The sequence below is a fragment of the Hallella seregens ATCC 51272 genome (assembly GCF_000518545.1).
Taxonomy (GTDB): domain Bacteria; phylum Bacteroidota; class Bacteroidia; order Bacteroidales; family Bacteroidaceae; genus Prevotella; species Prevotella seregens.
This window is the reverse complement of sequence record NZ_JADU01000018.1, coordinates 67,953-83,861: the sequence shown is the minus strand read 5'-3', so window position 1 is coordinate 83,861 and position 15,909 is coordinate 67,953. Positions and strand designations below refer to the sequence as shown.

Below are 15,909 nucleotides of genomic sequence, written 5' to 3'. Positions count from 1 at the left end.
GGATTTGCAACCTCTTTGCATCTTCATTGTATGACTATCATAAAATAGAAACAACATGAGCAACATTAAGAAATATACAAATATCCTGACCCTCGCTGCATTCGTAAGTTTCTGCTCATGCAGCGAGTGGGATGACCACTATCATACCGGCAACAACAGCCATACAGTCCCTCTCAATCTGTACGAAGCCTTGCAGCAAAACGATGCTACTTCACGCTTTGCACAACTTGTTAAAGAGGCCGGCTATAATCAAATGTTATCCAATACGCAAACCTATACCGTCTTTGCACCAAGAAATGAGGCATTGGAAACTTTTGACAATAGCAATGAGGCTGAGACTAAGAAATTCATAGCTAATCACATCGCCCGCTATACCAATCCGTCTTCAACAAGTACGACAGAAGGGGTGCGAATGCTCAATGGAAAGATATACCACTTTAATAATAGCAACACTTTTGAGGGATGCCATATCAATACAGCCAACGAACGTGTCACCAATGGCATTATACATCAGCTGGACAGCCGGATACCCTACGCCTACAATATCTATGAATATATTCAGGCGAACCCAAACCTCTCCAAGCTATACGATTTCATCCATCAGTTTGATGAAGTTAAATTTGATGAAGAAAACAGTGTGGAAATAGACATAGACAAAGACGGGCGCCCTGTCTATGACACTATCATGGTAAGTTACAACAAGTTGTTGGAGCACAAGCAATATGGCTTGGGACATATCTCCGATGAAGACTCTACCTATACTATGGTTTTGCCGGACAACCAAGCCTGGGATGCAGTATACGAACGAATCTTCCCCTATTATAGAGTGTACGATGCTGATGCTAAAAAAGCTGACTCCATTCAACAGATTAAAACCAAACTGGCGATCCTTGGTGACCTGATATATCGAGGGAAGCACGATCAACCAGCAACAGAAGACTCCTTGGTATCGACGTCAGGCAGCATCATTCACCATCCAAGCGAGCTTTTTGGCAATGCAACCAGGCAAAATGCCTCAAACGGTTATGTCTTTATGGTTAACCAATTGGCATACAATAATGTAGAGACATGGAACAAGCCCATCTCCGTGGAAGCCGAGAATCAGAACGGACGAAGTTATAACAATACGCTGACAAGTGTCTATACCCGAAACGTAAAGTCTGAGAGTATGGTCAAGAATATAAGTGGTGATAGCTACATTGAAGTACAACCCATATCCGTAGCTACTAATCCATCTGTAACATTTGAGATTCCTGGCGTATTGGCGGGGAAATATAACATCTATGCAGTTCTTCTTCCTTCAACCATGGAGGGTGAGGATGCAGAATTGGACTCTACCAAGATTCAGTTCACCATCAACTATCAGGGGGCCAATGGTAAAAATGCCAGCAAGGCAAACAAGAGCAAACTGCTTATAACCAAGAGTCAGGACATGACGAAACTGTTGGCTTTCGAGAACTTTGAATTTCCTATATCAGACTGTACTGACAATCTTTGGCGTATGGATGAAACAAATCATGAGGAAGAGTTGTCTGCAAAGACCACTTTTGTCATCATGACCAACGTCACAGCCAGGGAGTATTCTTCCAAGATATATTCCCGTACTTTCCGACTCGACCGCATTGTCCTCGAACCCATTAAGAATTAGACATCATGAACAAGAACACAATGATAAGAAACCTGACCGTCGCCTTGATAACTGGCATGGCTTTACCAACCGTTGGGGCAGCTCAGAACATGTTCAAAGGAACTGTGGTCAATTCATCTACCCATGAGAAATTTGCAGGTGCCCGCATTACCATCGTGGGAACCCAACAAATCGCGATGAGTGATGAGACGGGCTCTTTTGAATTCAAAAATACAAAACGCGACTGCGTGCTCAAGGTCGAGGCCCCAGGATGCGAGGTGCAAATGGTAGCATTGCAGGGCAAAGAGAAACTTTGCATTCAGCTGGTTCCTCTGTCCAGCAGCAAGCCTTTCTATACGGAAGAAACGCTTTCTGCCATCACCTCCAACCATATAGACAACATGGGCAACGGCACGCTTACGCCAACAGAGAACCTTGACATGGCTCTCCAAGGAAGCATCCGAAACATCAGCCAGTCAGGTATAGATGCTGCTGGTTCGGTTGTTTTGGCACGAGGCATGCACTCCATCAACCTGACCCATGCACCTCTTTATATAGTAGACGGGGTCATCTGGCAATCGCAAGACAACCAGTCTTCCATCCACGCCGGTTACTTCAGCAATCCGCTTGCCCTTATCTCTCCAGAGGACATTGAAAGCATTCAAATCCTGAAGAATGGCACAGCCATCTATGGAGCCAAAGCCGCCAACGGTGTCGTCATCATCAACACCAAGCGTTGCCATAACATGGCAACAGAAATCTCGGTCAACGCATGGGTTGGCATCAAGTCTGCATTTAAAGCCGTACCAATGATGAACGCCAAAGACTACCGCACCTATGCTTCAGACGTGATGAGAGGCATGGAGAATATCAAGAATTTGGCAGAGAAATATCATTTTCTCAATGATGACCCTAACAGTTCCAATTATCTTGCAAGTCATAATAACACCAATTGGAATGATGAAATCAACCAGTCGGCTTTCATGCAGAACTACAGTATAGGAGTGAGAGGTGGAGACGACATCGCACTCTATTCTTTCTCACTGGGCTATGCTCACAACAACGGCAATATTCAAAAAAACAATTTCAACCGTCTCAACGTAAGGTTCAACTCTGACATCAAATTCACCCAACATCTTACTACCCAGGCAAACATTGCGTTTGCCCAGATCACAAGAGACTTGTTTGACGACGGTATCAATGAGCATTCTTCTCCTTTGTATCTCTCTTACATCAAATCTCCATTGTATCATCCTTACCAATATGGCATTTCTGGCAAACTTTTCGACAAGATTTCCGACAAGGACGAGTTGGGCATGGGCAATCCACTTGCCATCACAGACATTGCCGAGGGAAAAACCAAGAACTATCGTTTCACGGCTTCCCTGATGCCCAAATATCGATTTACCGACCGATTTGCCTTGTCTGCGCTTGTCGGCTACTCATGGGATAAAATCAAGGAGAGTTCTTTCACCCCAGATTTTGGTCTGGCAGAGCAACAACTCTACAATGCACAGGGCGACTGGTATGGCGAGGGCAAGAACAGCGTTGCTTCGCTCATGACCCGTCACAACACGCTCACTGTAGGTGCAAATGCGGATTGGGACTTGCTGAAAGGCATGCACAATCTAAAAATCAACGGTGGTTTCACCTATCTCAACAATACTTTCGAGAGCAATTATGGTATGGGATATAACACGGGAAGCGACAACTTGAAAAATCTCTCCGTCACCAATTCTGCCCTGCGCACCACGACAGGCACGGATGACAACTGGCGCACGGCGCGCTGGCATTTCGTGGCAGACTACAATCTCCACTATCGCTACTTTCTTACGGCATCTACCACCTTGGAAAGTAATTCCCGTTTTGGAAAGAATGCCGATGGAGCCATTCGAATCGGAGGTATTTCTTGGGGCATGTTCCCCTCGGTTACGGCTGCTTGGGTGGTCAGCAACGAGCAGTGGATGAAGAACTTACCTTTCGTCAATTATCTCAAGATCTATACAGGATATGAGTTGACCGGCAACGATGACCTCCCCGTTAATGCCACACGCACTTATTTCCAAAACATAGGATATGCAGGTTTGGCCAAGGGGCTTGCCCTTAGCAATATAGGCAATGACAAGCTCGCATGGGAAAAGACAGGAATCTGGAATATAGGTCTGGACATGAATCTCTTCAACAACCGACTCAATATTGGTGCAGAATATTACATATCCAACACCAACAATCTTCTCGTGCAAAAACAGTTGGGCGAGGAATATGGTTTGAAATATTATTGGAGCAATGATGGCAAACTCGGCAACAAGGGCTACAACATCAATTTCAATGCCCGTCTCATTGACAATAAAAGTTGGAAAGTGAACGCTGGTACCTCTATCGGTCATTACAAGAATGAAGTAAAGGCTTTGGGCAACGATGCTTTCGCCAATTCCTTGTTCGGCGGAGAAGTACTCACGGCAATAGGGCAACCATTGGGAGTGTTCTATGGTTATAAGACATTGGGGGTATTCGCTACTTCACAGGAGGCGGAACAAGCCCATCTCGCTGTGGTTTCCGAGACTGGGGCAAAAACCTATTTCGGGGCTGGAGACATCCATTTTGCCGAAGTGAAACAGGATGGCATCATTGACGAGAATGACCGCCAGGTAATCGGCAATCCCAATCCGGACGTATTTGGCAACTTCCGTTTCAACTTGCAATACAAAGCTTTCTCTTTGGCAGCCGTCTTCACCTACTCGATAGGCAATGATGCCTACAATGCTTTGCGTGCAAGATTAGAGAGCGGGAGCAGTCTGAACAACCAGACCCCGAACTTGTTGAACCGTTGGACGGCCGACGGCCAAGCGACAAACGTCCCGCGTGCAACCTATGCAGACCCAATGGGTAACGCCCGATTCAGTGACCGTTGGATAGAAAACGCATCGTTCCTCAAGCTGAAACAACTGATGGCGTCTTACACACTGCCTATCAAGCCCAAGTTCATTCAAGGGGCGTCTGTATGGGTGGCTGTTGGCAATGTGTTCACCCTCACCAAGTATTTGGGCTCTGACCCAGAGTTCTGTTATGGCAACAATTTGCTCTACCAAGGTATAGATGCAGGACTTGTACCTTCTACACGAAGCTACAACATCGGCATCAAACTGAACTTATAACGTTATTATTAAAACATACTATAATGAAAAGTATCAAGATCATGATGTTATTGGGAGTCATGGCTCTCGGCAACACATCTTGCAGTGACATGATGGACATCAACTCTAGCCGCGTGGCTTTTGAGGAAGACAACCGTCTCGACAATGCCAACGATACCATTTACTCCTTAATAGGAATTTTGGCAAAAGCACAGGCTGTGGCAGACCGCTGCATCATCATGGGAGAGCTGAGAGCCGACTTGATGACCACAGACCCAACTTTTGCAACCACTGACTTGAAAGAGATAGAAAACTTTGAGACAAGCAGCAGTAACAAATATGCTGATAAAAGAGACTTCTATACCATCATCAACAACTGCAACTATGCCATTGAGCGAATGGACACCGCCATCGTGGAGGGAATCACCCAAGTGATGAAGCCGGAATATGCCCAGATCAAAACGATCAGAGCCTGGACCTACCTACAGATGGCACTCATCTTTGGCAAGGTAAATTACTTCACCAAGCCGCTCACTAACATTGGCGCATTAGAGGGCAGTTACAAGACCATGGGCCTTGACGAGCTCACCGCCACATTGATAACTGACTTGGAGCCATACGCCAACGAACGTCCACTCAGCTATGGAAGTGTGGATGGCTGGAATTCCTCCGAATTCTTCATTCCTACCAAAATGCTATTGGGCGACTTGTATCTCTATAACAACAATTATGAGAAAGCAGCCCAAAGTTATTACGGTTTAATCAATGAGCGCAACATGACAATTGGCACCAACTATGCCAACTATTACACATCAGACACAAGAAGCGATGCCAACCTGTCGAACAACGCCGCCTACAAGTATGACATCATCACCCGGTTGGTTTTTGACAGCGATTTGCGTAGCTTCCATAGTCAGATACGACACCTCACATACAGCGACAAGCCCTGCTTGCTGCCAGCCAGCCAGTTTGTCAACGATATGGCCAGGCGCAATTATTTTCATACGACCAACAACACAGCTATTTCTCGCTACTTCATTGGCGACTTACGGGGCTGTGTCGAACTGAACAGCGGCAAGATATTGCCCGCTGCATACGGTCCTGTCACCATGGGAGAAGCTACACAAAAGACCCTCATCACCAAATATTACAACAACTTGAATGGTTCCGAAAGCGACCTGCTGACCCATCGTCCGCTCACTTCTTTGGCCATCTGCCGTCCCAGCATGTTGTATCTTCGTTATGCAGAGGCCATCAACCGATTGGGAAAACCTTCCATCGCCTTTGCCGCATTGAAGTATGGACTCAACGACAAAACCATCAGCGACACCTTGAAAGTGGATAGCAATGAAGTAAAGAACTTGCCAGCCTACATCAATTTCAAGTCGTCCAAGTTTGATGGCAACAGGGGAGTCTCTGCCCGTGGGTGTGGATTGGGCGTGCAGTTCGACACCAAGTTGTACGTCATTCCCAAGATCGCGACCCTATCCGACAGCATTGAATACGTAGAAAACTGTATTTTGCAAGAGATGGCGGCAGAGACCTGCTTTGAGGGGAATCGTTTCTTCGACCTGTTGCGCATCTCTCATCATCGCTCCAACCATCCTCGGCTGATGGTAGGAAAAGTGGCAATGAAGCCATCCGTGGGTGAAGCTCTTCGTCAAAAATTAGAAGATATTGATAATTGGTGGGTTAAATAAACGCACCCAAGGGGCAATACGGCACATTCCTGCTATTATTCGGCACATTTGTATAGCAAGAATGTGCCACAAAGCTCCTAAATTTGCAACCATAAGAAACAGCATAACAATTTAAAACCTTTGGATTTATGAAACATTTTAACGCTTTATTGACCAAGTCGTTGTTTTCCACTGCATTGTTGGCAATGGGCGCAGCGGCCCATGCACAAGTATTTGAGAAAGTGGCGGAGGATGCTTTCCTGCATACGCACAGGGCAACCCCGGCCATTGCCGACATCAACAACGACGGCTTGATGGACATCTATTATGGTGGTGAACACTATTCCGGGCTCGACAATGTATGGCAAGTTGACTCATGGCATCCCATGGGCATGGTGTTTATCAACAAAGGTGACGGCACATTCACCGGCTATGCCTCGACAACCCACGAGGCAGGCATGAATCCTGATGGGACATTCAAGGCTTTCGGACTTCCTCCTACGATTTGGAATACCACACGTTGGATAGACTTCAACAACGATGGGAACCTCGACTTTATCTCAAATGGCAAGAGCGGAGACGGCTTAAGCATCAATGAGGGGGTCAACGGCGGATGCTACACCTTATTATATAAGAACGGCGGAGCCGATGCTCATTATCAATTCTCCATCGCATCTAATACCGGATTGGCTCAAGGAGTCAATGAATTCAACGACTGGGCCGGCAACGGCAGCAAGTCTTCCATCTCCATCGGCGACTATAATCACGACGGCTACTCGGACATAGTCATGCAAATCTACCATAAGTACATGGATGGCGACGAGGAGAAAGGCGAGCGAAAGTTGGCTCTTTACAAGAACAATGGTGATGGGACTTTCACGGAGCAAAAGGTATTCGAGCCTATTCCCTACGAAAAGAACCCCACCCCACAAGGACTTTTCGACATGGAACTTGTTGGTGACGACGTAGTGGCCACCCCCAAGAAAATCATGCGCCCGTTGTCACATGGAGCCGTAATCATGGGCGACCTCAATGGTGATGGCTGGCTCGACATTGTAGCTACAGGCTGGGCCGACGGCGACAACGGCGGTGCCAATATGACCATCTACAAAAACAATGGTGACGGCACTTTCTCTGAAGTAGACCTCGCCGACAAGAACTTTATAGGATTGCAGGAGGCTGAACTGATTATGGCCGACATCAACAATGACGGCAATATGGACTTCGTGGCTTTTGGAACTTCAAATGGAGGTGCAAACAAACATGCCGACATCTATCTCAATAATGGCGACGGCCAGTTCAATTTCACCCGATCTTCTGCTGTAGAAGGCAACGGACTCTATGGGGCAGCCGAGGCACAGGTACGCGTTTGCGACCTCAACCATGATGGACTTGTTGATATTATCTCTACGGGATGGTCCGACACCAATGGCGTGAACAACTGGGGCGTCCGTGTTCTCTTCCAGAATGCAGACGGTTCCTTTGCTCTCAAGGACAAAGGAGCACTTCCCGACCTGTTCTATAATGGAGGGTTTGAGTTAGGACATCTGACAAGCAAGACTTCCGTGGACCTCTTTGCTACAGGCGAGTATTCGGGCACTGCCGCCAATCTCTTCAAGAATACAGAAGAGGCAGACGCTGCAACTCCTGCCGAACCTACGAATGTAGCGGCTTCCTATGCTAACGGACAACTCACCATTACATGGGCTGGAAACGAAAATAATCTGGGAACCGCCTACAATGTATATGTCAGGAACAAGGCGACGGGCTGGATTTCCATGATTCTTCCTGCCGACATCGAGACTGGCGCTTTGAAGACCATTCAGGACATGCAGACCGCTCTTCGCAGCGAGGATCCAACCCAAATGTCTTATAGCATCACCATACCGGATGCAGATTACGAAATAGGCGTCTCTGCCGTTAACCCAGACGCCGTGTGCAGCAAGTTTGCTAAGGCCGACCATGTGTCAACAGGCATTGGACATGTAAACGACAATCCATCCTACATCAAGGCCCATGCCGTCAATGGTGGCATCTTGGCTGAGGGTGAAGGCCATGTTGCAGTTGCCATATACAACGCTGCCGGGCAGCTTGTTGCAGAGGGAGTTTCCAACAAGATTATTGCCGTCAAGGGCACAGGCTTGTACCTTGTCAAGACCGGCAACAAGACAACGAAAGTTTTTGTTCGTTAAAAACAAAGACCACTCAACATGAAGAAAACTTTTTTCACGTTGGCAACCTTGTTGAGTGTGCCAGTATTGATGCTGGCACACTCTAACATTTCGATCACGACCAACAGCACACAGCTTGTCCTGCAAGTCAAGGACGACGGCCGTCTCTACCAAACTTACCTTGGGCCCCGCCTTTCTGCCGACACCAACCTTGACGACTTGGGCATGCCTTATGTCAAGCCATCCAGTTCGAGCATCAAGGGATTCGAGGCATATCCCGTCATGGGCACGGAAGATTACTACGAACCGGCTTTTGAAATTCGCCATGCCGATGGCAATCCCACCTCCGTGCTCAGCTATGTTTCCCACGAGCAAAAGCAAACAAAAGGTGGAACAGAAACCATCATCCACCTAAAAGACAAGCTATATCCGGTCAGTATAACCTTGCACTATATGGCTTATCCCCATGAGGACATCATCAGTCAATGGAGCGAAATTTCCCATCAAGAGAAAGGCGATGTAACCATCAGCCGCTATGCTTCGTCAATGCTTTATCTCGAAGACAGCCAATATTTCCTCAACGAGTTTGGAAGCGACTGGGCCAAGGAGATGCAGATGCAGGAAAGCCAGCTCAATTATGGTCGCAAGATTGTCGACACACGGCTTGGCACTCGCACCAATATGTTTGCCCAACCTTTCTTTGAAGTAGGCTTGGGCGGCAAGGTGCGCGAGAACGAAGGCCGTGTCATTATGGGTACCATCGGCTGGACGGGCAACTTCCGTTTTACTTTCGAGGTTGACCACAACAATGCCCTTCGCATTGTCAGCGGCATCAATCCGGATGCCTCTGCCTATGCGCTCAAGAGGGGACAGACTTTCCGCACACCCGACTTCTACTTCACTCTTAGCCAGAACGGCGTGGGAGAGGGCAGCCGCAACTTCCAGCGCTGGGCTCTCAACCATCAATTGTACAAAGGCAAGGAAGACCGTCTTGTCCTGCTCAACAACTGGGAAAACACTTACTTCGATTTCAACGAAGACAAGCTCACCGAACTGATTCTCGAGGCCAAGGACTTAGGCGTAGACATGTTCCTGCTCGACGACGGCTGGTTTGGCAACAAATATCCACGTCAAAGCGACAACGCGGGACTCGGCGACTGGGATGTCACCAAAGACAAATTGCCCCATGGCATACCCTATCTCGTCAAGACTTCCAACGACAACGGGGTGGAGTTTGGACTGTGGATAGAACCCGAGATGGTTAATCCCAAGAGCGAATTGGCAGAGAAGCACCCCGACTGGATACTGAAGCTGCCCAACCGCGACACCTTTTATTTCCGTAATCAGTTGGTGCTTGACCTGACCAATCCGCAGGTGCAAGACTATGTTTACCGCATCATCGACAAGCTGATGAAAGAGAATCCCAGGCTGAAGTTTTTCAAATGGGACTGCAACAGCCCCATCACCAACATCTACTCTTATTACGAGAAGCAGCACCAGGGCAACCTCTACTACGACTATGTGCGCGGATTCTACAAAGTGCTCGACCGCATCCACACGCAATACCCCGAGTTACACATGATGCTTTGCTCGGGTGGCGGCGGCCGGTGCGATTACGAGGCGTTAAAATATTTCACCGAATACTGGTGCAGCGACAATACCGACCCGGTAGAACGCTTGTTCATCCAGTGGGGCTACTCCCACTTCATGCCAGCCAAGGCCATGTGTGCCCATGTCACCGAATGGAATGGCAGGGCCAGCATCAAGTTCCGGATCGATGTAGCTTTTGCCTGCAAATTGGGCTTCGACATCGGGATCAAGAAGCTGAGTGCCGACGAGAAGGAGTATTGCCAGCAAGCCATCAAGGAGTACAATCGCCTGAAGCCCGTGCTCTACAGTCCGGAGCTTTATCGCCTGGTATCTCCTTACGAGGGCAACCACTGCGTATTGCAGCGTGTGAGCGAAGACAAGAGCCATGCCGTGGTATTGGCCTACGACATCCATCCCCGGTACAATGAAAACATCTTGCCTACCAAGCTCCAAGGCTTGGATGCCAATGCCAGGTACCGTGTCAAGGAAATCAGCATGATGCCGGGCCACGGCTCATGGCTGCCGTCCGACAATAAGGTATATACCGGTGACTATTTGATGAAAATGGGCATCAAGGTTTTGTCGAGCAACGACATGGTGAGCCACATCATCGAAGTGACCAGGGAATAGTCTCCGTCCTGCCATCATCCATAGTTTTAAGTTATACTCTATCATGACAAGCCACGCCGCGAGCCGTACACAAGCTACGTGACGTGGCTTTTCTTGCTTATGGCCGATGGCAACGCATCTCATCTCTGGCTTGCAACGCAGCCATATCAGCGGTCATGGCGGCTGCATGCGCTTGGCCCGTCGCAATTCTCGACGGGGTAATCGCGATGCGTTAAACGGCTGTTGGCGTTGTGAATAAGGGCTAAACGAACGACGATTACGGCGTGTTTTTCAAGCGATTACGGCGTGTTTTGGCATCATTGCATCAAAAAACATACAGGAATCATCTGCCATACTAAATATTTTCTTAACTTTGTCCTCGGCAATCATCGTGGCGACGGTTTGTAATTCTTTATGTTGAAGCACTATAAAGTTGCAACCATTCCCATCAATCGACCCTAAACAAAGCAAATGAAAAAAAGACTGTCAGCCATCGTCTGCCTCATGGCTGCAAACGCCGCAATAGGTTTTGCACAAGGCATAACTTTCCATACCGACGCCTCCACTGGGGCCATCTCTCAACTTACCATTCCCAATGATGCCCATCAAATGAACTGGGTGCTGTCTCCCGACGGCCAACAATACAAGTGGGTGACAAGCAAGTATGGCTGGGGACTGGGCTTCCTGACCGTGGACGGCAAACAGATGGAGTGGAAAAATCCTGTCGGCAGGAAAGAGTTTTCAGGCTCAAAAGACAAAACCGGCAAGAGAACTTCAAGTTGCAGGCTGGCCTATCGGGCCGGCAACATCGCCATTGCCGTAACCCGCACCTTGCAGAATGGCGAGCTCTACGAGGAATACGCTTTCAAGAATGTGGGCAAGGCCCCGGCCCGCATCACGGACTGGGGCATCTACACGCCATGGAACGACAACTATCCCGATGCCCCCACCTGCATGACCAACCGGTGCAACGTGCATGTTTGGGCCGGCGACAACGCGGCCTACGCTTGTGCCGTGCGCATGGGGGACAAGGGCGTGATGCCCGCCAAGGGCCGAAAGGACTCCCCTGTCGTGGTGGGCGGCGGAAACGTGGGGCTGATGCTCTTGAAGGGTTCGCTGCCCGACTACGAGGTGTGGGAGCGCAAGAGGGAAAACGCAAACTCAAACTTCCGTGGGGTCTTCGCCATGAACTTGCCCGACATGAGCCTGGATCCTGGCAAATCCTATGCCGTGGCATGGAAGGTGTTCGGGCACAACGGGAAGGAAGACTTCTTCAAGAAGCTACTTGCCGCCGGCGGCGCCATCGCCAAAAGCGACAAGTATGTCTACCAGCAAGGAGAGGAAGTAAAAGTATATTTGGAAAAGGACAGGCTCAAGTCGCTCTCCGCCACGGTCACGAGGGTTGACATGAAGAATGGAAACGTCGGCGGCGGCAACGGCATGCAGGGCGGATCCCGGCCCGAAGCCGTCAGGACGGGCAAGGACGCGCGGGGCCACTACGCCTGCTTCACTGCCGGCGAGCCGGGCGAGCGGCGCATCGACCTTGTATACAACAAGGAGGGAAAGACCCATGCCACCATTCTCGTGACCGGCAGTTACGAGGGGCTGATAGGCAGTCGCGTGCGGTTTATCCTCGACCATCAGCAAATGAACGACACCGCAGACCCCCGCAATGGCGCCTACATGGTATATGACAATGAGACCCGTTCCATCTACAAGAACGACGACGGACGCAAGAGCTATGACTGCGACGAGGGGCGCGAGCGGGTCGGCATGGGCGTGATGCTGGCGAAATGGTACCTCCGGCATCCTGACGAGAGGTTGAAGCAATCGCTTGTCCGTTATGCCAGGTTCTTCCGTGAGAAGCTGCAGCGCGACGACTACACCACCTACTCGAGGGTGTCCAAGGACGGATGGAACCGTGGCTACAACTATGCGTGGGCGGCGGATTTCTTCTTCCACATGTACGAAGTGACTAAGAACCGCCAATATGCCGTCGATGGATACCAAACGATGCAGGCGCTCTATCGGCATACCGGATACGGTTTTTATTGCATCGACATCCCCGTGACGCTCAGCCTGAAAGTGCTCAAGGAGGCGGGAATGCAGACGGAATACAACGATTTGCTCATTGATTATTCAAGGACGGCCGACACTTTTATGAGCAACGGCCTCAACTTCCCCAAGTCGGAAGTCAACTTTGAGCAATCCATTGTAGCCCCTGCCGCGCAGTTTCTTTTGGAGCTCTATCTCCAAACCAGGGACAGCCTGTACCTCAATGCCGCCAAACGGATGATGCCCGTGGTGGAAAACCTGTGCGGCAGCCAGCCGGACTACCGCCTCAACGAGATTCCCATCCGCCACTGGGACTGCTACTGGTTTGGCAAACGCCAGGTGTTCGGCGATACGTTCCCGCACTACTGGAGCTGCATCAATGCCAATGTCTACTATTATTACGCCTTGGCAAGCGGCAGGCAGGACTACATGGAGAGGGCGAAGGAAATCGTGCGCAACAACCTCTGCAATGTCTTCGAGGACGGAAGCGCCAGCTGCGCCTTCGTCTACCCGAGGCGCGTCAATGGCGAGAGGGCCCACTTCGCCGATGCCTTTGCCAACGACCAGGACTGGGCTCTTGCATTCTACTTGATGATAAACAGTTAAGTGGCAGACTGTTTACAAGTTTGACTCATGGTTTCCTACGACCTTTAACTTATGATTAAACGACTAAAAAGATCTTAACAATGATTGCAACCCCAAGCGGAACACGGCCGTAGCGTGCGGACGCACCTGCATGGAGAAGCTGCCCTTTACGTCGGCCGTGGGCTGTCCCGTCCAAAGATCCAAACAATGGTAACGCTTGGAAGCCGACAGGGCCGGGATCTTGCTCAAATCCAATCGTGCCTTTTGCTCTCTGTCAGCCAGATTGGTGACCGACACCGCCACGTCGCCATTTTCCAAGTCCTTGGCAAAGACAATCAGGCTGTCCGCTTCTGAAACCAGTTCAGCCTGTTGCCCCATTCTGTCTTGGTTGAGGGCAATAAGGTGGCGGTTCTTCAAGATCTCCAAGTCTTCAGAGGTCAATGTGTTGGCACGCGGGTCGAACGACAATGCCATCGGGGAAGACCACATGCACCAAAGGGCAAATTGGGTGCGATATTCGTCTTGCGTCATGCCGGGCTTGCCAAAGCAAAGGTCGTTGGACGACTTTCCCTTGCCATGCAACCCCACACAGAGCATGTCGGCATCATTGAAGCGGTTGACACCGGAATACTCTGCGATGTTCTTCATGATGTCGATACTCTGTACGACACCCGCTCCACCTGGCTCACAGGTCCAGCCGTCACGCACGTCGGGACTGATGCGCCAGCAACTCCCTCCGGCCTCTGCTCCCCAAAGCCATGGCTCCCTCCCACCCCACTCACAGAGATAGAGCGTAAGCGGCCGCCGGGCCGCCTTGAAGGCTTCGCCCATGCGGCTGTAACGCGCGATGGCAGAATCCTGCTCTAAAGGAGCATGACAATAATCACATTTCACAACATCAACATGCCATTCGGCATATTGGTCGGCATCTATCTTCTCATAGCCATAAGAACCAAAGGCACCGGCGCAGGTCTTGTCGGCAGCATCCGTATAGAGTCCGAACTTCATGCCTTTTCCGTGCACATAGTCGGCAAGATGGCGCAAGCCACTGGGGAATCGTTGGGGATCGGGCAGAGGCTTGCCATCGGCTGCACGCTGGCGGGCCTGCCACAAGTCGTCCATCATCACGGTGTTCCAACCTGCCTCATAGAGTCCGTTGGCGTGGAACAGGTCGGCCACTTGCTTGACGATTGCCTCCGATACATCACCCTCAACAGAGTTCCAGGAGAGCCAGCCCATAAACGGCAGGGGCAGGGCCAACTTGTCGGACACGGTTAGCGTAATGAGCTCTTGGCTTTCCTGCCCGTTTTCTGTCAAAGTGGCCACATAAGTATATGTACCGGGGCTTTTCACCTTGCCCTCCACCAAGTTGCGCTGGGCATTCCATTTCAGTCCAAAAGGCAAACCGCTCACTCTGACCACAGCCTGTGGGTGTGTGGTTCTTATTTTCTGCATGAAGCGCACGCCGGGCTGCGAGAACACGCTTTTGGCACAACGCAGTTCATGAACGGCCGATGCCGTGAGCGGCAGCAACAGCAACAGGGCCGTATAAAGTATTCTTTTCATATCGATATATTCAATTAAGAAGATGGGAAATCAGAAAGTACAAGGCAGGGTAGCGAGTTGATACGTCAAAAGCCTGGCTATCCGGGCGTGCCCAGCCTCGTTGGGATGGAGCCGGTCTGTGTCTGCATTGTGAAAGAATTGTGCACAACCATCTGCCAAGGGGAAGAGTCCGCTCTGTGCATTGAGGTCTATGACAGGAACCGACCAAATGGCAGAGGCCTCTCTTATGCTTTGCACATAGCTGTCTACATACAGCCCCACACCATTGGCAAACATCTCGTCGGGCTGGATGTTGGTATTGCTGTAATGGAAGTAAGCCCGGTGCAGAGGGGTAAGCAGCACTATCTGCTTGGTGGGATACATCTGTTTGAGTTTGGACAAGGCTATGTTGATACGCCCACGATAGGTGTCGGGGTTCATGGAGAAATGACGATGGCGGCGCAGCACTTTCGCTGCCGGGCGGCCTACTGCCGACATAACGGAATCTTCTGTCTCGTAGTACCAATCGCCGACAGGCACCGAGTTGTTGAAATCGTTGGTACCACAAAAGATGAGGATGGCGTCTACATAGTCGCCGTGGTCGGCCTTGAGCTGGTCGGCCTGGCGGGGAATATCGCTCCACTCCCGTCCACTCACCCCATACACCCAAGGCGTGATGCCGAGCCACTGCTGAAGGAAGCCCCAGTAAAGTGTGGCCGAAGGCATGTTGTTTGGGTCGGTGATGGAGTCGCCGAAGTAAGCCACCCGCTTCCCTTGCCATGGATGTTGAATCATCTGTTGGCTGTTCGGCTTGGAACCTTTGGCTGTACGCCCCCCGGCTTTCTGCACCATCATGGGTGTAAAGGTCAACAGGACGAAAGCCGCAGAAACCATAATCTGTCTTTTCTTCATGT

Annotated in this window: 8 protein-coding genes; 6 read left to right on the top strand and 2 right to left on the bottom strand. The window is 50.1% G+C overall.

What is annotated here, in order from left to right:
• The first annotated feature begins 55 nt into the window (after positions 1–55).
• From L888_RS0107415 to L888_RS0107385, 6 genes are all read left to right on the top strand, one after another.
• The gene (locus L888_RS0107415; RefSeq protein ID WP_027952436.1) at positions 56–1,648 is read left to right on the top strand and encodes a fasciclin domain-containing protein; all 1,593 of its coding nucleotides are present in this window, start codon (positions 56–58) and stop codon (positions 1,646–1,648) included.
• A gap of 5 nt (positions 1,649–1,653) precedes the next feature.
• The gene (locus tag L888_RS13485) at positions 1,654–4,782 is read left to right on the top strand and encodes a SusC/RagA family TonB-linked outer membrane protein (protein ID WP_084567352.1); all 3,129 of its coding nucleotides are present in this window, start codon (positions 1,654–1,656) and stop codon (positions 4,780–4,782) included.
• A 92-nt stretch (positions 4,783–4,874) separates the two neighbouring features.
• On the top strand, positions 4,875–6,461 hold the full coding sequence (locus L888_RS0107405; RefSeq protein ID WP_169732672.1) for a RagB/SusD family nutrient uptake outer membrane protein: 1,587 nt from the start codon (positions 4,875–4,877) through the stop codon (positions 6,459–6,461).
• A 128-nt stretch (positions 6,462–6,589) separates the two neighbouring features.
• Positions 6,590–8,632, top strand: coding sequence for an FG-GAP repeat domain-containing protein (locus tag L888_RS0107400; protein WP_084567351.1), 2,043 nt, complete (start codon positions 6,590–6,592; stop codon positions 8,630–8,632).
• Between the two features lie 18 nt (positions 8,633–8,650).
• Positions 8,651–10,831: an alpha-galactosidase gene (locus tag L888_RS0107395; protein WP_027952433.1), complete on the top strand. Its 2,181-nt coding sequence runs from the start codon at positions 8,651–8,653 to the stop codon at positions 10,829–10,831.
• Positions 10,832–11,281: 450 nt separating this feature from the next.
• Entirely contained in the window at positions 11,282–13,471 is a 2,190-nt protein-coding gene (locus tag L888_RS0107385; RefSeq protein ID WP_044248921.1) for a hypothetical protein, read from the top strand.
• Between the two features lie 63 nt (positions 13,472–13,534).
• On the opposite strand, the gene L888_RS0107380 is transcribed toward L888_RS0107385, so the two are convergent.
• Together L888_RS0107380 and L888_RS0107375 are read right to left on the bottom strand one after the other, a co-directional pair.
• Positions 13,535–15,016 carry a glycoside hydrolase family 27 protein gene (locus L888_RS0107380; protein WP_027952431.1) on the bottom strand — a complete coding sequence of 494 codons (1,482 nt, stop codon included), beginning with the start codon at positions 15,014–15,016 and terminating at the stop codon, positions 13,535–13,537.
• A 30-nt stretch (positions 15,017–15,046) separates the two neighbouring features.
• Complete coding sequence (locus tag L888_RS0107375; RefSeq protein ID WP_027952430.1) at positions 15,047–15,907, bottom strand: SGNH/GDSL hydrolase family protein; 861 nt, start codon at positions 15,905–15,907, stop codon at positions 15,047–15,049.
• Positions 15,908–15,909 lie beyond the last annotated feature (2 nt).